We start from the raw sequence: 17,525 nt of genomic DNA, 5'->3' as shown, positions 1-17,525 counted from the left end.
CATGGCCGCCTACGACTACATTCACAACGGCACGGCGATCTACGAGCGCTCCTTCGCCATCATCCGCGCCGAGGCCGACCTCTCGCGTTTTTCCGAAGCCGAGGCTGATGTCGCCATCCGCATGATCCATGCCTGCGGCCAGGTCGAAGCGTCGAGCCATTTTGTTTTTTCACCTGATTTCGTTGCTGCCGCCCGCGCCGCTCTGGCGGCCGGCGCGCCGATCTTCTGTGACGCGGAGATGGTCTCGCATGGCGTCACCCGCGCCAGGCTGCCCGCCGGCAACGAGGTGATCTGCACGCTGCGCGACCCGCGCACGCATGACATCGCCAAGGCGATCGGCAACACCCGCTCGGCCGCCGCGATCGACCTGTGGGGCGAGCGCATGGCCGGTTCGGTGGTCGCCATCGGCAATGCACCGACCGCACTGTTCTATCTCCTGGAAAAGCTGCGCGATGGTGCGCCGAAGCCGGCGGCCATCATCGGCATGCCGGTCGGCTTCGTCGGTGCCGCCGAATCGAAGGACCAGCTGGCCGAGAATTCCTATGGCGTTCCCTATGCCATCGTACGCGGCCGGCTTGGCGGCAGCGCCATGACCGCCGCCGCGCTCAATTCCCTGGCGAGGCCCGGCCTGTGAACGCGCTTCCCAAAGGAAGGCTTGTCGGCGTCGGCACCGGTCCCGGCGACCCCGAACTGTTGACGCTCAAGGCCGCGCGGGCCTTGGCCGAAGCCGATGTCGTCGCCTATTTCGCCAAGCGCGGCAACAACAGCAATGCCCGCGCCATCGTCGAAGCGCGCTTCCGGCCGGACATGCTGGAACTGCCACTGCTCTATCCTGTGACCACCGAAATCGACAAGGGCCACGACGACTACCGCTCGCAGATCACAGGCTTCTATGAAGAGTCGGCCGAGAAGGTCGCCGAACATCTCGAAGCCGGCAGGATGGTAGCGGTTCTGTCCGAAGGCGACCCGCTTTTCTACGGCTCCTACATGCATCTGCATGTGCGCCTCGCTCATCGTTTCCCCACGGAAGTCATTCCCGGTGTCACCGCAATGTCCGGCTGCTGGTCGCAGACCGGTTTACCGATCGTCCAGGGTGACGACGTGCTGACGGTTTTGCCCGGCACGATGAGCGAGTTCGAACTGACGCGTCGCCTCGCCGACACCGATGCCGCCGTCATCATGAAGGTCGGCCGCAACCTGCCGAAGATCAGGCGGGCGCTGGAAGCGACCGGCAAGCTGACGCGCGCCATCTATGTTGAGCGCGGCACCATGGCCGGCAGCGTGTCGATGAAGCTTGCCGACAAACAGGACGACAAGGCGCCCTACTTCGCCATTGTGCTGGTCGCCGGCTGGTCCGGCCGGCCCGGCGTGCTGGGGGCGCAGGCATGAGCGGCCGTATCACCGTCATCGGCCTCGGGCCTGGCAATGCCGATCAGGTCACGCCGGAGGCCAGCCGCGCCGTCGCGGAAGCGAAATTCTTCTATGGCTACAAACCCTATCTCGACCGGCTGGAGCTGCGCCCGGACCAGACCCGCGTCGCCTCAGACAATCGCGAGGAGCTCGCCCGCTCCAAGGATGCCTTGATCAAGGCGGCCGAGGGCCATGACGTCGCCGTGGTTTCGGGTGGCGATCCCGGCGTCTTCGCCATGGCCGCCGCCGTCTGCGAGGCGATCGAGGCTGGTCCCGCCGAATGGCGTGCGGTCGATATCGCCGTTGTGCCGGGCATCACCGCCATGCTCGCGGTTGCCGCCCGCATCGGCGCGCCGCTCGGCCACGATTTCTGCGCCATCTCCCTGTCCGACAATCTGAAGCCATGGGACCTGATCGAACTGCGCCTCTTGGCTGCGGCCGGCGCCGGCTTCGTCATCGCGCTCTACAACCCGATCAGCAAGGCCCGCCCCTGGCAGCTAGGCCGCGCCTTCGAGTGCCTGACCGCAATCCTGCCCGGCACCACGCCGGTCATCTTCGGCCGCGCCGCCGGCCGGCCGGACGAACGCATCGAGGTGTTCCTGCTGGCCGACGTCGACGCGCAAAAGGCCGACATGGCGACCTGCATCATCATCGGCTCGCCGGAAACCCGGATCATCAAGCGTGGCGATAGACCGGCGCTGGTCTACACGCCGCGTTCGGCAGCGGGCTCGACAAAATGATCGACCCCAAGTTGATCAATAAGCGCGGCCAGCGCTTCGACGGTTTCAGCCGAAGGCACGTCCGGCAAGGCCGGCCTGCGCACCATGACCACCTCGATGCCCAGCGCCCGCGCCGCGGCAATCTTGCCATAGGTAGCGGCGCCGCCGCTGTTCTTCGACACGACGACATCGATGCGATGGTTTTCGAGCAAGACGCGTTCGTCCGTCTCAAGGAACGGCCCGCGCGCCAGCAGATAGTCAGCGTCGGCAACGGCCAGCTTCGGCTCGACCGCATCGACGCTGCGGATGAGATAGTGGTGCTGGGGTGCGGCCTCGAACGCGGCGACCTCTTGCCTACCGAACGCCAGGAAAACGCGGCGCGGCTTGGCGCCAAGCGCTTGCACGGCCTCGCCGACCGCATCAACCTGAGTCCAGCGGTCGCCTTCGACAGGCTCCCAGCCGGGACGCCGCAATGCGAAAATCGGCGCGCCGGCCATGCGTGCCGCTTGCGCTGCATTGGCCGAGATCCGCGCCGCATAGGGATGCGTGGCATCGATCAGCAGGTCGATCCGCATGTCATTGAGATAGGCCGCCAGCCCGCCAGCACCACCAAAACCGCCGACCCTTGTCGGCACGTTCTGGGCGATCGGGTTTTCGGTGCGGCCGGCCAGCGACAGACTAACCGAGCAATCGGTACGCGCGGCCAACCTTCCGGCCAGTTGCCGGGCTTCCGTGGTGCCGCCGAGGATCAGAATGCGGTGGGTCATCATGCCTGCTGAGGGTCCGCGCGGTGCCGAGCTCAACTCACGATGGCTCACAATCGTCGGCATCGGCGAGGACGGTTTAGCGGGTCTCGGTGACGAGGCCAAGCAGCGGATCGCCGAAGCAGAGTTCATCTTTGGCGGCAAGCGGCATCTGGCGCTGGTCGCATCCTTCGCCAACGGCAAGCCCTGCCCCTGGCCGGTCCCTTTCGATGCGGGAATGAGCGACGTGTTGGCGCTTGCCGGCAGCAAAGTCTGCGTGCTCGCCTCCGGCGATCCCTTCTTCCACGGGGTCGGCGCGACCCTCGCCCGCAAAGTGAAGCCACAGGCGATGCATGTCATCCCTGCGCCGTCAGCCATTTCGCTGGCGGCCGCCCGCCTGGGCTGGGCGCTGCAGGACATCGAGACGATCTCGCTGCATGGCCGTCCGCTCGACCTGATCCGTCCGCTGCTGCAGCCGAATGCGCGCATCCTGGCATTGACGTCGGATGCCGAAGCGCCAGCGGCAATTGCCCGTCTGCTCACCGAACTCGATTTCGGCGCCTCACGGCTGACGGTCCTGGAGGCTCTTGGCGGGCCAAAGGAAGCGCAGCGCACCGTCCGCGCTGATGCCTTCGATCTGGAAAACATCAATCCGCTCAACGTGCTGGCGATCGAGATTGATTCGAACCCTCAGGCGCGCGTGCTGCCGCTCACGGTAGGCCTTGCCGATCATCTGTTCGATCATGATGGCCAGATCACCAAGCGCGAAATCCGCGCCATCACCCTGTCGGCGCTGGCGCCGAGGCGCGGCGAATTGCTGTGGGATATCGGCGCCGGCTCCGGCTCCATCGGCATCGAATGGATGCTGGCCCACCCCCTGATGCGCACTATTGCCATCGAAGCCGACCCGATCCGCGCCGCCCGCATTGGTCGCAACGCCGCTGCCTGTGGCGTTCCCGGCCTTGTCGTGGTGGAAGGCAGCGCGCCCAAGGCACTTGCCGGGCTGGACACGCCGGACGCGATCTTCATCGGCGGCGGCGGCAGCGACACCGGCGTGTTGAAGGCCGCCATCAAGGCGCTGCGCTCAGGCGGCCGCCTGGTTGCCAATGCGGTGACGCTGGAGATGGAGGCCCTGCTTCTCGCGCAGCACACGAAACTCGGTGGCGATCTCACCCGGATCAACATCTCCCGCGCGTCTCCGGTCGGCTCGATGCAGGCATGGCGGCCGGCCATGCCGGTCACGCAGTGGAGCTGGGTGAAGCCATGATGGTCGCGGGCATCGGCAGCCGAAAAGGCGTGAGCGTTGAAGAGGTGCTTGCAGCGATTGAATCCGCTCTCGCAGCACACGGGCTGGCGATGACGGCTCTTTCGGCCCTGGCAACCGCCGCGCTCAAGAAGGATGAAGATGCGATCGCTGCCGCTGGCCGCACGCTCAACCTTCCGGTCATCATCGTCGATGACGCAGCACTTCAAGCCGCCTCGCCGGGCACGCTCAGCAGTTCCAGCCTCTCGCAAGAACTCGCCGGCACGCCCTCGGTTTCCGAGGCATCCGCCCTTGCGGTCGCCAGCAAAGGCGCCAGGCTGCTCGGTCCCCGCATTGTGCTCGGCCCGGTCACCTGTGCCATCGCCATCAGCGGAGATGCTGAATGACCGTCCATTTCATCGGCGCCGGTCCGGGCGCCGCCGACCTCATCACGCTGCGCGGTGCCAGGCTTCTGGCAAGCTGTCCGGTCTGCCTCCACGCCGGCTCGATCGTCGCGCCTGAATTGCTGCAGCATTGCGCGCCAGGGACGAAACTGATCGACACCGCACCGATGTCGCTCGACGAGATCGAGGCCGCCTACCTCGACGCCCACAAATCAGGCCATGACGTCGCCCGCCTGCATTCCGGCGACCTGTCGGTGTGGAGCGCCGTTGCCGAGCAGATCCGCCGGCTGGAAAAGCACGGCATCCCTTACACTCTGACGCCGGGCGTGCCCTCCTTCGCTGCTGCCGCTGCCGCACTGCGCCGCGAACTGACCATTCCCGAAGTCGCGCAAAGCCTGGTGCTGACCCGCGTCTCCGGACGTGCGTCAAAGATGCCGCCCGGCGAAACGCTGGCCGGCTTCGGCCGCACCGGCGCCACGCTGGCCATTCATCTGGCCATCCACGCCATCGACCGCGTCGTCGCTGAACTGACACCGCACTATGGCGGCGATTGCCCGGTGGCGATCGTCTTCCGCGCTTCCTGGCCGGACGAGCGCGTGCTGACCGGCACGCTGGCGACCATCGAGGCACAGCTCGCCGCCGATCCGATGGAGCGCACGGCGATCATCTTCGTCGGCCGCTCGCTGGCGGCGGAAGGCTTTGGCGAGAGTTCATTGTACGACGCCCACTACCAGCGGCGTTTTCGCGGACGGGACGGATTGTGAGCGGCAGCACCAAAACCAACGGCGAGAACGCCACGCTCGAACAGGCTCTGTCGCGGCTGAACTTCAAGCCGCGCCGGCTTGAGCCGGGCCATGTCTGGCTGGCTGGGGCCGGCCCCGGCGACCCCGGCTGCCTGACGCTGGAAGTGCTGGCGGCGTTGGCCGAGGCAGATGCGCTGGTCTACGACGCGCTGGTTTCGCCCGATGTCGTCGCGGTTGCGGAAAATGCCGAGCTGTTCTTCGCCGGCAAACGCGGCGGAAAACCGTCGATGAAGCAGGACGACATCACCGCATTGCTGGTCAGATTGGCGCGTGAAGGCCGCCGCGTCGTCAGGCTGAAGGGCGGCGACCCCTATATTTTCGGCCGAGGCGGCGAAGAGGCGCTGGCGCTCGCGCGGGAAGATATCCCCTTCCTGGTCTTGCCCGGCCTGACCTCGGGCCTCAGCGCGCTGGCCGCGACCGGCATTCCGGCCACCATGCGCGGCATCAACAAGGCGGTGATCCTGGCGACCGGCCATGCCGCCGGCACCGATGACGACCTCGACTGGGCGGCGATCGCCCGCACCGGCCAGCCAGTCGTCGTCTATATGGGCATGGCCAATCTGCCGCTGATCGCAGCCGCATTGCTCGACGGCGGGCTGGCGCCATCGACGCCGGCGGCGGTGATCGTCGCCGCGACGACGCCGCAGGAGCGAACCGTCGTTGCGACGCTCGCCACCATTGCCGAGGAAGCAGCCGCCGCAGGCCTTGCCTCGCCGGCGCTGATCGTGGTCGGCGGCATCGTCGCCATGCGCGCGGCACTGGCGGCGCAGGCATGACCGCCCGCGCCATCATCATCGGCGCGCCGCGCTCCGGCTCGGGCAAGACCAGCGTCACCATCGGCATTTTGCGCGCGCTCACCCGGCGCGGGCTTAAAGTGCGTGGCGCCAAATCCGGCCCCGACTATATCGATCCCGGTTTTCATACTGCCGCCACCGGGCTTTCCGGCGTCAATCTCGACAGCTGGGCGATGCCTCCGTCGCTGCTCAATGCGCTGGCCGCGCAACAGGCCGACGACACCGATTTCGTCATCCTTGAGAGCGCGATGGGCCTGTTCGACGGCATTCCGGCCGCGCCGGGCCGCACCGGCTCTGCCGCCGACCTCGCCCGGCTCTACGGCCTGCCGGTGCTGCTGGTGCTCGACGTGTCCGGACAATCGACCACGGCTGCGGCCGTCGCCAAGGGGTTTGCCACCTACGATCCGGATGTCCGTATGGCCGGCGTCGTGCTCAACCGGCTGGGCAGCGAGCGCCACCGCCGGCTGTCCGGCGACGCCATCGAGGCGATCGGCCTGCCCGTCGTGGGCGCCATTTTACGCGATCCCACGCTCAATCTGCCCGAACGCCATCTCGGCCTCGTCCAGGCCGGCGAGTATGATGATCTGATGGCGCATCTCGACCGGCTGGCTGATATGGCGGAGAAGTCGCTCGATCTCGACGCGATCATGGCGCTGGCAACGCCCCTCGCCCCGGCGCCCGGCGGTTTCGCCGGCGCGCTGCAGCCGCCAGGCCAACGCATCGCGCTGGCCGAAGATGCCGCCTTCACCTTCCTCTACCCGCATGTCGCCGCCTACTGGCGCAAGGCCGGCGCGGAAATCGTTCCGTTCTCGCCGCTTGCCGATGAAGCGCCTGACGACAGCTGCGATGTCTGCTGGCTGCCCGGCGGCTATCCCGAGCTTCATACCGGCAAGCTCGCAGCGGCGGAGACGTTCAAAACCGGCATGGCAAGATTTGCCGCGACGAAGCCCATTCACGGCGAGTGCGGCGGCTTCATGGTGCTCGGCGAAGCGCTGGAGGATGCATCGGGTGAGACGCATCGCATGCTCGGCCTGCTCGGCCATTCCACCAGCTTCGCCAAGCGCAAGATGAACCTCGGCTACCGCGAGGCACGGCTGCGCGCCGACTGCCCGCTGGGGGCGCAAGGCGCGCTGATCCGCGGCCACGAATTTCACTATGCGCAGATGACCGCCACCGGCAATGATGAGCCTTTGGCCGACCTCGCCGATGGCCAGGGCAATCCGATCGGCGCCTCCGGCTACCGGCGCGGCCATGTCAGCGGCACCTTCTTCCACGCCATTGCGAGGGGCTGAACAAGATGCCGAAAAATGGCGACCGGTTTTCGGAAAAGATCAGGCTCATGGTCCGGAACATCATCGTTTCGCCACGACAGATTCTCGACGACATCGCGCTCTGCCTGGTGTTCTTCACCAGACTGCCGCTCCCCGTCTTCGATTTTCGCGGCCGCAGCCTTGCCGCCGCGATCTGGGCCGCCCCCATCGCCGGCCTTGTCGTTGGCCTGATCGGCGCGATCGTCTTTGCCACGGCGGAACGGTTTGGCCTTGCCATGGGTCCGGCGGCAGCCCTTGCCCTTGTCGCAACGGTGGTCACCACTGGCTGCCTGCATGAGGACGGGCTTTCCGATGTCGCCGACGGCTTTGGCGGCGGCAAATCGCGCGGCCGCAAACTGGAGATCATGCGCGACAGCCGCATCGGCGCTTATGGCGCCATGGCGCTGGCCCTGTCGCTGCTCATCCGCTGGAGCGCGCTGTCGCAATTGGTCGACCCGACGCAGGCTCTCTTTGCCCTTGTTGCCGCCCATGCGGCCTCGCGTGGTCTGCTGGGCGCCTTCATGCATCTCTTGCCGCCAGCGCGCGATGACGGCCTCTCGGCCGGCGCCGGCACCGTCTCGCTCGAAATAGCCATCGTCGGCGCCGTGCTCGGCGCGATTCCGCTCCTCCTGCTTGGGATCGGCGGCGCCATCGCCGCGCTCATCCTGCTTGGCCTGCTGTTTGCCGCCTTTCACGCCCTTTGCCTCAACCAGATCGGTGGCCAGACCGGCGACACGATCGGCGCCTTGCAGCAGGTGAGCGAAATCGCGGTGCTGCTCGTCGCTTCCGTCGCCCTCTCTTGATTCCCTTTGGCCTGATTCCCTTTCGGAGACTTTGCCCCCATGCCCTTCAAATCCCTCGATGAACTGCGCGCCGCCTGCCTTGATCTGCCAGCCGGCAGCGATACAGCCGCAAAGGCGGTTGCCAACCGCCAGGACACGCTGACCAAGCCGCAAGGCAGCCTCGGTCGGCTGGAGAGCATCGCCGCATGGCTGGCGCGCTGGCAGGGCCGCGACATGCCGAGACTCGACCGGGTGAAAATCTTCGTCTTCGCGGGCAACCACGGCGTCACCGCGCAAGGCGTGTCGGCCTTCCCCTCTGAAGTCACCGTGCAGATGGTGGCGAATTTCGCCGGTGGCGGTGCTGCCATCAACCAGCTCGCCCGCATCGCCGGCGCCGAACTCGACGTCATCCCGCTCGACCTCGACCACCCCACCGGTGACTTCACGCAAGTACCGGCGATGGATAAAACGGCGTTTCTCGCGGCTGTCTCAGCCGGCTATGACGCGGTAACGAAAGACCTCGACCTCGTCTGCTTCGGCGAGATGGGCATCGGCAACACCACGCCGGCCGCCGCCATCTCGGCGGCGCTGTTCGGCGGCGGCGCGGAAAAATGGACCGGTCGCGGCACCGGCGTCGATGATGCCGGCCTGAAGCGCAAGGTGGTCGCCATCGAAGCCGGCCTCAAGCGCCACGCCGCAGCCCTCGCCGATCCGCTGGGCATTGCCGCAGCACTCGGCGGCCGCGAACTCGCCGCCATCTTCGGTGCCACGCTCGCCGCTCGGCACCTCGGCATACCCGTGCTGCTCGACGGCTTCGTCTGCACCGCCGCCGCAGCGCCGCTGGCCAAGCTGCATCCAACCGGCCTCGCCCACACCATCGCGGCCCATGTCTCGGCCGAATCGGGTCATCGCGGTCTGCTCGAAGCGCTCAGCCTGCCGCCGCTGCTCGATCTCGGCATGCGGCTCGGCGAAGGCTCCGGCGCTTGCCTCGCCGTCAACATCGTCCGCTCGGCGCTGGAGTGCCACGCAAGGATGGCGAGCTTTGCCGAGGCGGGTGTGTCGGAGAAGTAGGGCTACCGAACATTGGACCTTGGACCTAACGGCTGAAGTCCAATTACCGTCAATTCCTCGACAAATGCGGCAATATGAGAAAGTTCCACCCCGCCTATTCCGCAGCCTATCTCATCATAGGAGCCGGCGTCGCTATATTACATGGCGGATACGCCAGCTTCGGCCTGATCGAGGCCGCGGTTCTGGTCCCGTTCCTGATCGCCGCCTGGTGGGTCATAAGCGACTTTTCAGGCTGCAGACATGGCATCGATTCCGGTAGCCGCCGACGTGGCGGCATTGGTTCCCGCTTCGGCGCGTTTCTAAGCCGGCTTTTTCGCGACAGACGCGGCCCCTGAAGGATGACACGGTACGACCGAGTTCAGTCCCGCAAGGATGACGCAAGAGCGAGACACGGCAAACGCGTCTCGCTTTCAGGATCTTTCCACCAAGTCTTTTGAAGAATTTGGTGGGTGCGCACAGGATTGAACTGTGGACCCGCTGATTAAGAGTCAGCTGCTCTACCAACTGAGCTACGCACCCACTCGGCCGGCAAAAACCGGCGTTGGCGGGCATATAGCCGCCACCATCGGTCATGTCTAGCCCTGCCGGAATCATTTCCCGACAAATCGCTGAAGTGCCGCAGGTCTCAGACGAACAGCTTGCCTTCCGCAACCTTCACCGCATGGCCGCCAATGCGCGCCGAGGCCAGTTTTCCGCCCTGCACGGTCAGTTCCAGGCGGATGCGCGACGGCCGGCCCATCTCCAGCCCCTGCTCGATCCACAGCTGTGAAATGCCGTCGGTCGGGCCATCGAAATGCATGATGGCGCCGGCAAAGGCCGCCGCCGCCGAACCGGTTGCCGGATCTTCATAGGAAGGCGTGCCGGGCACGATCATGCGCACATGGAAGGCGCTTTCGTGGTTCACCGTCTCGCGGCAATAGACATAGGGGCTGGCGAAGGCCCACTCGCTCTTGCGCGGCGCCAGTTCCGACCACGCCTGGTTGTCGAGCCGGATGCGGCCCGCCGCTTCGAGATTGGCCACCGGAATGGTGACATAGGGCACGCCCGCCGACCAGAAGGCGACGCGGTGATTCTCGAAGCCGATCTCATGCGGCGCCAGGCCAAGGGCGGCACCGATCGCCTGCGGATCGGCCTCAAGCTCCAGCGGCTCCGGCAGTTTCGCCAGGTCGAACTCGGCGAAGGTGGCGCCGTCGTGCGTGCTGACGGCGCAGCGCACCGGGCCGATATTCTCTTCCAGCACGAAGATGCCGGCCCCACCCTCGCCGGAGAGTTCCGCCAGCGCGATTGCAGAACCCACCGTCGGATGGCCGGCGAACGGCATTTCATAGTCGGGCGTAAAGATGCGGATGCGGTTCTTGTGCTTGGGATTGTCCGGCGGCAGCACAAAGACCGATTCGGACAGATTGAATTCGCGCGCAATGGCCTGCATCGCGGCCGTGTCCAGACCTTTGCAATCCAACACCACCGCCAGCGGGTTGCCGGCCAGTCGCTCGGTCGTAAACACATCGTAAAGCAAGTAATTCCGGGTTTGCATTCCTGCCTCATTCCCAACATGGGCGAAATTTAATTTGATATTTGAACCAGTAAGCCTGATCTGTGCACAGATAGGGACATTACGCATCATAGGGGTCCGACGTGGACCAGATTGTCAATCTGCCAAAGACGGAATCGGATTCCGCCATCGAGACGGCGCTTGGGCTCGATAAAAACGGGCGCAGCAAGTCGCGCCGGCGTGGCTGGGTCTATGCGTTGCTGACCCTGCTCGTGCTTGCCGCCGGTCTTGGCCTCTACCAATGGTATGCGGGCACGCCGGCCAAGATCGATTACACCACCGTGCCGGCCGCCAAGGCCGACCTCACCGTCCAGGTGTCGGCGACGGGCACGCTGCAGCCGCTCACCCAGGTCGATATTTCCAGCGAACTGTCCGGCATCATCCGCTCGGTCTCCGCCGAGGAGAACCAGCAGGTCAAGAAGGGCGACGTGCTGGCGACGCTCGATACGGTGAAACTCGAGGTCCAGATCGAACGCGCCGAGGCATCCGCCAAGGGCGCCGCTGCCAATGTCGAAGACGCCACGGTGACGCTCGCCGAGAACGAAAGCGCGCTGGTGCGCGCGGCGGCCTTGACCAAGCGCGGCATGGCGACCGACCAGTCGCTCGAGGCGGCAACCGCGACGCGCGACCGCGCCAAGGCGGCGCTCGACAGTGCGCGAGCCAATCTCGCCATCGCCCAGGCCGACCTCAAGGCGCAGCAGACCGACCTTGCCAAGAGCACGATCTACGCGCCCATCGATGGCATCGTGCTGACGCGTTCGGTCGACCCTGGTCAGACGGTCGCCTCCTCGCTGCAGGCGCCGGTGCTGTTCATCATCGCCGCTGATCTCAGGAACATGGAGCTGGTGGCGGCGGTCGACGAAGCCGACATCGGCGCCGTCAAGACTGGCCAGCATGCCCGCTTCACCGTCGATGCCTTCCCGGAGCGGCCGTTCGATGCCGAGATCCGCGACATCTCCTACGCCTCGGTCACGACCGACGGCGTCGTCACCTACAATGCTCGGCTCGAGGTCGACAACAACGAGCTGTTGCTGCGCCCCGGCATGACCGCCACCGTTTCTGTCGTCACGAGGGAAGCCAAGGGCGTGCTCACCGTGCCCGCCACCGCCTTCCGCTACCGCCCGGTGCAACAGGCGGCCCGTGCGTGGAGCTTCAGCGACCTGTTCACCGGCCGCATGGGTCGTCCCGGCGGCAATCGCCAGCGCCAGGCCGCGACTGCCCCCACCGATGGCTCGCGCACGCTCTATGTGCTGGAGAATGGCCGGCCGCATGCGGTCAACGTCAAGATCGGCTCGACCGATGGCGAACTGACCGAGATCATATCCGGCCTCGAGGAAGGCGCCCAGGTCATCACCGCCTCGCAGCAGCGGAGTTGATTCCGTGGCCGTGGGTGCGCCCCTCATCACCTTCGACAAGGTCTGGAAGAGCTATGGTCAGGGCGAGGCCCGGATCCACGCGCTGGCCGGCGTCGACCTTGCCATAAGGCGTGGCGAATTCGTCGCCATCATGGGTCCGTCCGGTTCCGGCAAGTCGACAGCCATGAACATCATCGGCTGCCTCGACACGCCGACCGCCGGAACGTATTCCTTCATGGGCATCGATGCCGGCCGGCTCGACCGCAACCGCCGCGCAATGCTGCGCAACCTCTATGTCGGCTTCGTCTTCCAGGGTTATAATCTCCTGGCGCGCACCACCGCCGCCGAAAATGTCGAACTGCCGCTGATCTATCGCGGCGTCGCCGCCCGCGAGCGCCGCGACCTTGCGATGCAGGCGCTGGCCCAGGTCGGCCTTGTCGGCCGCGAGCACCACACGCCGGCCGAGTTGTCCGGCGGCCAGCAGCAACGCGTGGCGATCGCGCGCGCCATCGTCACAAGGCCGACGTTGCTCGTCGCCGACGAGCCGACCGGCAATCTCGACACCGCCCGCACGCATGAAATCATGGAACTGCTGACGAAGCTGAACGAGGAGCTTGGCCTGACCATCACCATGGTCACCCACGAGGCCGATGTCGCCGAATATGCCAGGCGCACCATCCGCTTCGTCGACGGCCGCGTTGCCTCGGATACCGCGACGCTGGAAGTGGCTCAGCCATGATCCCGAAAGGTGGAATCCGGTTTTCGGAGAAGATCACGGCCAAACACAGAGATAGAGCCCCATCCTGGTTCTATCGGGATGGAAGGCTCTGACCATGATCTGGGAAACCGTCCGCCTCTCGCTGCGCTCGATCCGCCGCAACGTGCTGCGCTCGTTCCTGACGCTGCTCGGCATCGTCATCGGCGTTGCCGCCGTCATTGCCATGCTCACTATCGGCTCCGGTACGACAGAAAAGGTCAAGGCCGACATTTCCAAGCTCGGCAGCAACCTGCTGGTCGTCCGTTCCGGCCGCCCGGCCGGCCCCGGCGGTCCTGGCGGGCTCGACCAGGTGGTGCGGCCGCTGGCCGAAAAGGACCTCGAAGCACTGGTCGCGCATCTGACCGGCGCGCGCGCCATTTCGCCGGCTTCGCAGAAGCAAGTGCGCGTCATCTTCGGCACCGAGAGCCTGACCTCGGGTGTCACCGGCACCGACAGCGCCTATCTCGACGCACGCGACTGGAAGCTGCTGTCCGGCCGGCCATTCAGCGATTCCGAAACCCGCTCGGGCACCGGCGTCTGCCTGATCGGCGAGACGGTGCGCCAGCAATTCTTCGGCGCCGGCGATCCCGAAGGCGAGATCATCCGCGTCAACCGCACCTCCTGCAAGATCATAGGCCTGCTCGAGCCCAAGGGCTATACCGGCTTCGGCCAGGACCAGGACAATGTCGTCTTGATGCCGCTGCATGCCTATCAGCGCCGCATCGCCGGCAACCGCGACATCGACAACATCTACATCGCCGCCGACGACCGCACGCCGACCAGCGAATTGCAGCCACGCGTCGAGGATATATTGCGCGATGCACGCCGCATCACGCCGGACCGCGAGAGCGATTTCGGCATCCGCGACATGACCCAGATCGCCGACGCCATGGCCAGCGCCACCACCACCATGACCGGCATGCTGGGTGCCGTCGCCGGCGTCAGCCTGCTGGTCGGCGGCATCGGCATCATGAACATCATGCTGGTCTCGGTCACCGAACGCACCCGAGAGATCGGCATCAGGCTCGCCATCGGCGCCCATGAAAAGCACATCCTCATCCAGTTCCTGGTCGAGGCGACGGTGCTGTCGCTGCTCGGCGGCATCATCGGCATCCTGATCGGGCTGGCGCTGGCCGGCCTCGCTTCGGTGACGCTGACGATACCCTTTGCGCCCAGTCCGGCCGTCATTCTGCTCGCGGTCGGCTTTTCCGCCTTGATCGGCATGGTGTTCGGCTTCTTCCCCGCCCTGCGCGGCGCCAGGCTCGACCCGATCGACGCGCTGCGGCACGAGTAGCAAGCGGTCAGGATTCTTGCGGCGGCGCGATCTTGCGCGGCGAAATGAGGAAGAACGGCCAGCCCAGATTCACGGCAAGGCCCGCGAGCAGGATCAGCACCAGCCCGGCGCCTTGCATGGCTGTCAGTGAGCGACCGAAGACGAGGAAATCGGACAACAGGGCAGCAACCGGATTGAGGAAAGATCCCGCCGCGATGACTGTGATCGGCAGCTTGGGATAGGACGAATAGAGCAGGATATAGACGATGCCGGTATGGATGACGCCAAGGCCGACAAGCCAGCCCCACATGCCATTGTCGCCGCCCTGAAGTGCGGCCAGATCGACGAACGGCGCGAAAACGATGACGCCGATCAGGCAATGAAGTGCGCTCAGAACGCTCGGCTTCACCGATTTGACGGCTCGCGTGGTCAAGGTGGTGGCGGCATAAAATAGCGACGCGACAAGCGCCAGGCCGACGCCGATAAGCCAGTCATGATCCGCCCGCATGACGCCGAGTTTCGGTATGATCGTCAGAACGAGGCCGAGAAAGGCGACGCAGATCCACCCCAGTTTGTGCCGCGACAACCCTTCTTTGAGCAAAACCGCGCCTGCCAGCACGATCCAGAACGGTTGCAGATGATAGATGATCGTCGCAAACCCGATCGACGTCAGTTTGAAGGCTTGGAACAAGGCCACCCAGTTCAGCACGAGGCAAATGCCGCTCACGAGCACGAGTGGCCACAGTGCCCTGTCGGTGATGAAGAGGCTCTTCCATCCCTCTCGCAGGGCGCTCCATCCAACAAGGGCTGTCGCGCCGAAGACACAGCGAAAAAAGATGACGTTGAGTGTCGGTTGACCGGACTCGATGGAAAACAGACCCGCCGTGCCTGAAATGGCCATCCCGGCGGAAAGCATGATCGTGGCTCGCGCCAGCGCCGGTTTGACTTGGTGGGTTCAACCGGTCATCGCAACACCTTCTGTAGCCTATCGGCCGGCGTTTCGAAGTCCAGGGTTTTTCGGGGTCGCTGATTGAGCCGCAGGGCGACGGCGTTGAGTTGGGCCTGCGAGACATGGGAGAGGTTGGTTTCTCTCGGGAAGTACTGCCTGAGCAGGCCGTTGGTATTTTCGTTGCTGCCGCGCTGCCAGGGACTTCGCGGATCGCAGAAGTAGACCTGTAGATCGGTTGCAACGGTGAAGCTCTTGTGCCGAGCCATCTCCTTGCCCTGGTCCCACGTTAGCGAGCGCCGCAACTCTTCGGGCAATGTGCCGATCGTCTGGGCGAGGGCCGCCACGACGGTGGCCGAGTCCCTCCTCGCCACCTTTACAAGCATCGTGAACCGGCTGTGTCGCTCGACGAGGGTGGCGATGTGCGTGTCGTTCGCCCCGGTGAGCAGATCACCCTCCCAATGGCCTGGGATGGCGCGATCCTCAGCCTCGGCGGGGCGCTCGCGGATGGAGATCATATCGAGTATTTGTCCTTGCCCCGTCCGGCTCTGTGCGCCTTTGGCGAGCCGCATCTGTCGTTTGGTACGCAGGTGCGCTGTTAGTTCCTTCTTGAGCACACCTCGCGACTGGATGAATAGACTGCGATAGATCGCTTCATGAGATATCCGCATGCTTGGATCGCCTGGGTACTCTCGCCTCAGCCAGCCCGCTATCTGCTCCGGGGACCATTGCAGCGCTAGCTTTTGCGCCACCCGCCACCGTAGCCGCCCAGAGCATGCCAGGCGACACCGCTTCGGGCGCAGCGCTCGCTCCCAAGCATACTTGTCGGCCCGGGTTGCACGATACGCTTGTGCACCGCCATTGCGCGAGATCTCGCGACATATTGTCGATGGGGATCGCCCGAGACTTCGTGCAATAGCGCGGATCGCAAGACCCGCCGCGATCCCGCGAGAGATCTCTTCGCGCTCCGCCAGCCCGAGCGCCAAGGCCGCTCTACGCCTAGCTGACGGAGCAATGCCGCCGTGTAAGGATACGATCCGTTGAACGCCGGTCTTGTTCCGGCGGTCCAGTGCCCGCGAGATCGACGAAATGCTCTGACCTTGCTTCCATCGCTCCCAAAGCTCGACCTTCTGCGCTGACGTAAACCAGATCCGTGACGTCACCATGCAACACCTCTTCATCCTCTCAGATTAAAGCGTGTTGCGACGACCGGTTGAACCCACCCTTCCATTTTGTACATTCGCTTTTGCGGGCTCCATCCGGACCAATCCCGCTCATGCACATCAATTTCCGGGACTGCCAGATTCAGGAAGAGCCACTTGCAAAATGCCACTCGACCAGCGACCTGATACGCGCGATGAGGGCCGGATCAGTTCCGGCATGACCGAAGCAAGGACAATGAGATGAGCCGTAAAGCCCGTGTATTGATCCTGATGGTGATCATCGAAGCCTTCCTGGCGGGCATCTGGTGGTATCTCGCCCGTTACGGCGTGGCCAATCCCGACCACGTCACACCAGATTTCCAGGCCGTTGTCGGTCAGACGATGGGGATGGCCATGGGTGGGTTGCTGGGCATCGGCTTTATCTTGTTCTTCGTCGCCGCCCGCAATGATCGCAAGGCGCCGCAGGACGGGACGCGTCGCTAACCCTTGCCCGCGAAATGCCATTCGACCAGTGGCTTCATGTGCGGCGACAGCCCCTCAGGCAGGTCGGCGGCATGACGGATGATCACCGGCCCTTCGATCTCCGGATCGGTCTCAGTGGCGACGAAGGCTGAGATCCGGCGCGCGACCTCATCGGCCGGCCCATCGACATGATAGCGACGGAAGATGACCGTGCCGCTTGCGGTCGACAAAGCGTGCCAGCGCACGCCGCGCCTGGCCGCCGACAGGTCGAGCCCGGTTTCCTCGCGCACCTCGCGGATCATGTTGAAATCGACATCGACCAGACCATCGCGGAAATCGATCGGCTCGAAGGAGCCGGCGGCGAAGTAGACGCTGCCGGCTCCCACCGTGTGCGGCCCCATGCGGATCGCCACCAGCGCATTGTCGCCGGCGACCAGCATGGCGTGGCCATAGGCATGCTCGGCGCCGGAGTTCTCGCGCCGCTTCCGCCAGAGCATGAAGGTGGAATAGTTGACCGCATGGCAGCGGCCGACAAGGCGATTGTCGCGCCAGGCGAGCTGCGAGAGCAGCACCACGGTGCCATCGAACAGCGCCGGATTGGCGGCTATCTCACGCTGCCAGTTCTCGGTGATCGCCTGCTCGTTGTCGCGAGCGAAGGGATGCGGGCCGGGATCGAGCCGGACGTCGATGGCATCGACCGGCAGAATGACATTGCGCGGCAGGTTGAAGCTCATGCGG

Annotated in this window: 20 protein-coding genes and 1 tRNA gene; 15 read left to right on the top strand and 6 right to left on the bottom strand. The window is 65.2% G+C overall.

The genetic code is table 11. The features are described 5' to 3' along the window. Position 1: 1 nt before the first annotated feature. The 3 genes from HGP13_RS17455 to HGP13_RS17445 are packed head-to-tail and all read left to right on the top strand — an operon-like array spanning position 2 to position 2,150. Complete coding sequence (locus tag HGP13_RS17455; protein ID WP_172227626.1) at positions 2 to 634, top strand: precorrin-8X methylmutase; 633 nt, start codon at positions 2 to 4, stop codon at positions 632 to 634. Next, the gene (locus HGP13_RS17450; RefSeq protein WP_172227624.1) at positions 631 to 1,389 is read left to right on the top strand and encodes a precorrin-2 C(20)-methyltransferase; all 759 of its coding nucleotides are present in this window, start codon (positions 631 to 633) and stop codon (positions 1,387 to 1,389) included. Before HGP13_RS17455 ends, HGP13_RS17450 begins: the two co-directional genes overlap by 4 nt. Beyond that, the gene (locus tag HGP13_RS17445) at positions 1,386 to 2,150 is read left to right on the top strand and encodes a precorrin-3B C(17)-methyltransferase (protein ID WP_172227622.1); all 765 of its coding nucleotides are present in this window, start codon (positions 1,386 to 1,388) and stop codon (positions 2,148 to 2,150) included. Before HGP13_RS17450 ends, HGP13_RS17445 begins: the two co-directional genes overlap by 4 nt. On the opposite strand, the gene HGP13_RS17440 is transcribed toward HGP13_RS17445, so the two are convergent. Next, complete coding sequence (locus HGP13_RS17440; RefSeq protein ID WP_172227620.1) at positions 2,114 to 2,896, bottom strand: cobalt-precorrin-6A reductase; 783 nt, start codon at positions 2,894 to 2,896, stop codon at positions 2,114 to 2,116. The two genes, HGP13_RS17445 and HGP13_RS17440, sit on opposite strands and share 37 nt — an antisense overlap. 1 nt (position 2,897) lies before the next feature. Between HGP13_RS17440 and cbiE the strand changes: the two genes are divergently transcribed. From cbiE to HGP13_RS17400, 8 genes are all read left to right on the top strand, one after another. Continuing rightward, positions 2,898 to 4,139, top strand: coding sequence for a precorrin-6y C5,15-methyltransferase (decarboxylating) subunit CbiE (gene cbiE, locus HGP13_RS17435; RefSeq protein WP_172227618.1), 1,242 nt, complete (start codon positions 2,898 to 2,900; stop codon positions 4,137 to 4,139). Next, a complete protein-coding gene (locus tag HGP13_RS17430; RefSeq protein WP_172227616.1) occupies positions 4,136 to 4,522 on the top strand; it encodes a cobalamin biosynthesis protein in 387 nt (128 codons plus the stop codon). The genes cbiE and HGP13_RS17430 overlap by 4 nt, the downstream gene beginning before the upstream one ends. Then, positions 4,519 to 5,283 carry a precorrin-4 C(11)-methyltransferase gene (gene cobM / locus HGP13_RS17425; protein ID WP_172227614.1) on the top strand — a complete coding sequence of 255 codons (765 nt, stop codon included), beginning with the start codon at positions 4,519 to 4,521 and terminating at the stop codon, positions 5,281 to 5,283. The genes HGP13_RS17430 and cobM overlap by 4 nt, the downstream gene beginning before the upstream one ends. Next, positions 5,280 to 6,098: a uroporphyrinogen-III C-methyltransferase gene (cobA, locus tag HGP13_RS17420; RefSeq protein ID WP_172227612.1), complete on the top strand. Its 819-nt coding sequence runs from the start codon at positions 5,280 to 5,282 to the stop codon at positions 6,096 to 6,098. The genes cobM and cobA overlap by 4 nt, the downstream gene beginning before the upstream one ends. Continuing rightward, entirely contained in the window at positions 6,095 to 7,408 is a 1,314-nt protein-coding gene (locus HGP13_RS17415; protein WP_172227610.1) for a cobyrinate a,c-diamide synthase, read from the top strand. The genes cobA and HGP13_RS17415 overlap by 4 nt, the downstream gene beginning before the upstream one ends. A 5-nt stretch (positions 7,409 to 7,413) precedes the next feature. Further along, complete coding sequence (gene cobS / locus HGP13_RS17410) at positions 7,414 to 8,229, top strand: adenosylcobinamide-GDP ribazoletransferase (RefSeq protein WP_246707416.1); 816 nt, start codon at positions 7,414 to 7,416, stop codon at positions 8,227 to 8,229. 39 nt (positions 8,230 to 8,268) lie between these two features. Continuing rightward, on the top strand, positions 8,269 to 9,279 hold the full coding sequence (gene cobT, locus HGP13_RS17405) for a nicotinate-nucleotide--dimethylbenzimidazole phosphoribosyltransferase (protein ID WP_172227608.1): 1,011 nt from the start codon (positions 8,269 to 8,271) through the stop codon (positions 9,277 to 9,279). A 74-nt stretch (positions 9,280 to 9,353) separates the two neighbouring features. Further along, a complete protein-coding gene (locus tag HGP13_RS17400) occupies positions 9,354 to 9,614 on the top strand; it encodes a hypothetical protein (RefSeq protein WP_172227606.1) in 261 nt (86 codons plus the stop codon). Between the two features lie 108 nt (positions 9,615 to 9,722). Here HGP13_RS17400 and HGP13_RS17395 read toward each other — a convergent pair. Both HGP13_RS17395 and HGP13_RS17390 read right to left on the bottom strand, forming a co-directional pair. Then, positions 9,723 to 9,798 (bottom strand) — tRNA-Lys (locus HGP13_RS17395). Between the two features lie 106 nt (positions 9,799 to 9,904). Next, positions 9,905 to 10,813 carry a PhzF family phenazine biosynthesis protein gene (locus HGP13_RS17390; RefSeq protein WP_172227604.1) on the bottom strand — a complete coding sequence of 303 codons (909 nt, stop codon included), beginning with the start codon at positions 10,811 to 10,813 and terminating at the stop codon, positions 9,905 to 9,907. A 101-nt stretch (positions 10,814 to 10,914) separates the two neighbouring features. Here HGP13_RS17390 and HGP13_RS17385 point away from each other — a divergent pair, with 101 nt between their 5' ends. The 3 genes from HGP13_RS17385 to HGP13_RS17375 all read left to right on the top strand — a co-directional run bounded on the left by HGP13_RS17385 (position 10,915) and on the right by HGP13_RS17375 (position 14,237). After that, entirely contained in the window at positions 10,915 to 12,207 is a 1,293-nt protein-coding gene (locus HGP13_RS17385) for an efflux RND transporter periplasmic adaptor subunit (protein WP_172227602.1), read from the top strand. 4 nt (positions 12,208 to 12,211) lie between these two features. Next, positions 12,212 to 12,925: an ABC transporter ATP-binding protein gene (locus tag HGP13_RS17380; RefSeq protein WP_172227600.1), complete on the top strand. Its 714-nt coding sequence runs from the start codon at positions 12,212 to 12,214 to the stop codon at positions 12,923 to 12,925. 94 nt (positions 12,926 to 13,019) lie between these two features. Then, positions 13,020 to 14,237, top strand: coding sequence for an ABC transporter permease (locus HGP13_RS17375; RefSeq protein ID WP_172227598.1), 1,218 nt, complete (start codon positions 13,020 to 13,022; stop codon positions 14,235 to 14,237). 7 nt (positions 14,238 to 14,244) lie between these two features. Here HGP13_RS17375 and HGP13_RS17370 read toward each other — a convergent pair whose 3' ends face one another. Both HGP13_RS17370 and HGP13_RS17365 read right to left on the bottom strand, forming a co-directional pair. Next, entirely contained in the window at positions 14,245 to 15,132 is an 888-nt protein-coding gene (locus tag HGP13_RS17370; protein ID WP_172227596.1) for a DMT family transporter, read from the bottom strand. Between the two features lie 47 nt (positions 15,133 to 15,179). After that, positions 15,180 to 16,343 carry an IS30 family transposase gene (locus HGP13_RS17365; protein ID WP_172227285.1) on the bottom strand — a complete coding sequence of 388 codons (1,164 nt, stop codon included), beginning with the start codon at positions 16,341 to 16,343 and terminating at the stop codon, positions 15,180 to 15,182. Positions 16,344 to 16,565: 222 nt separating this feature from the next. On the opposite strand from HGP13_RS17365, the gene HGP13_RS17360 reads away from it, so the two are divergent. Then, positions 16,566 to 16,808 (top strand): hypothetical protein, encoded by a 243-nt coding sequence (locus HGP13_RS17360; RefSeq protein WP_172227594.1) that lies wholly within the window; start codon positions 16,566 to 16,568, stop codon positions 16,806 to 16,808. Here the strand turns inward: HGP13_RS17360 and HGP13_RS17355 are convergent. Beyond that, on the bottom strand, positions 16,805 to 17,521 hold the full coding sequence (locus HGP13_RS17355) for a hypothetical protein (RefSeq protein ID WP_172227592.1): 717 nt from the start codon (positions 17,519 to 17,521) through the stop codon (positions 16,805 to 16,807). The genes HGP13_RS17360 and HGP13_RS17355 overlap by 4 nt on opposite strands. Positions 17,522 to 17,525 lie beyond the last annotated feature (4 nt).

It is taken from the genome of Mesorhizobium sp. NZP2077, assembly GCF_013170805.1.
GTDB lineage: Bacteria > Pseudomonadota > Alphaproteobacteria > Rhizobiales > Rhizobiaceae > Mesorhizobium.
Note: the sequence above shows the minus strand (reverse complement) of the source record. Positions and strands in the feature narration are given on the sequence as shown.

Bases quoted from the DNA above. Each gene is read 5' to 3' on its own strand.
- HGP13_RS17455 (WP_172227626.1), top strand. From the start codon at position 2: ATGGCCGCCTACGACTACATTCACAACGGCACGGCGATCTACGAGCGC.
- HGP13_RS17445 (WP_172227622.1), top strand. From the start codon at position 1,386: ATGAGCGGCCGTATCACCGTCATCGGCCTCGGGCCTGGCAATGCCGAT.
- HGP13_RS17440 (WP_172227620.1), bottom strand. From the start codon at position 2,896: ATGACCCACCGCATTCTGATCCTCGGCGGCACCACGGAAGCCCGGCAA.
- cbiE (WP_172227618.1), top strand. From the start codon at position 2,898: ATGCCTGCTGAGGGTCCGCGCGGTGCCGAGCTCAACTCACGATGGCTC.
- HGP13_RS17430 (WP_172227616.1), top strand. From the start codon at position 4,136: ATGATGGTCGCGGGCATCGGCAGCCGAAAAGGCGTGAGCGTTGAAGAG.
- cobM (WP_172227614.1), top strand. From the start codon at position 4,519: ATGACCGTCCATTTCATCGGCGCCGGTCCGGGCGCCGCCGACCTCATC.
- HGP13_RS17415 (WP_172227610.1), top strand. From the start codon at position 6,095: ATGACCGCCCGCGCCATCATCATCGGCGCGCCGCGCTCCGGCTCGGGC.
- cobS (WP_246707416.1), top strand. From the start codon at position 7,414: ATGCCGAAAAATGGCGACCGGTTTTCGGAAAAGATCAGGCTCATGGTC.
- cobT (WP_172227608.1), top strand. From the start codon at position 8,269: ATGCCCTTCAAATCCCTCGATGAACTGCGCGCCGCCTGCCTTGATCTG.
- HGP13_RS17400 (WP_172227606.1), top strand. From the start codon at position 9,354: ATGAGAAAGTTCCACCCCGCCTATTCCGCAGCCTATCTCATCATAGGA.
- HGP13_RS17390 (WP_172227604.1), bottom strand. From the start codon at position 10,813: ATGCAAACCCGGAATTACTTGCTTTACGATGTGTTTACGACCGAGCGA.
- HGP13_RS17375 (WP_172227598.1), top strand. From the start codon at position 13,020: ATGATCTGGGAAACCGTCCGCCTCTCGCTGCGCTCGATCCGCCGCAAC.
- HGP13_RS17370 (WP_172227596.1), bottom strand. From the start codon at position 15,132: ATGCTTTCCGCCGGGATGGCCATTTCAGGCACGGCGGGTCTGTTTTCC.
- HGP13_RS17365 (WP_172227285.1), bottom strand. From the start codon at position 16,343: ATGAAGAGGTGTTGCATGGTGACGTCACGGATCTGGTTTACGTCAGCG.
- HGP13_RS17360 (WP_172227594.1), top strand. From the start codon at position 16,566: ATGAGCCGTAAAGCCCGTGTATTGATCCTGATGGTGATCATCGAAGCC.
- HGP13_RS17355 (WP_172227592.1), bottom strand. From the start codon at position 17,521: ATGAGCTTCAACCTGCCGCGCAATGTCATTCTGCCGGTCGATGCCATC.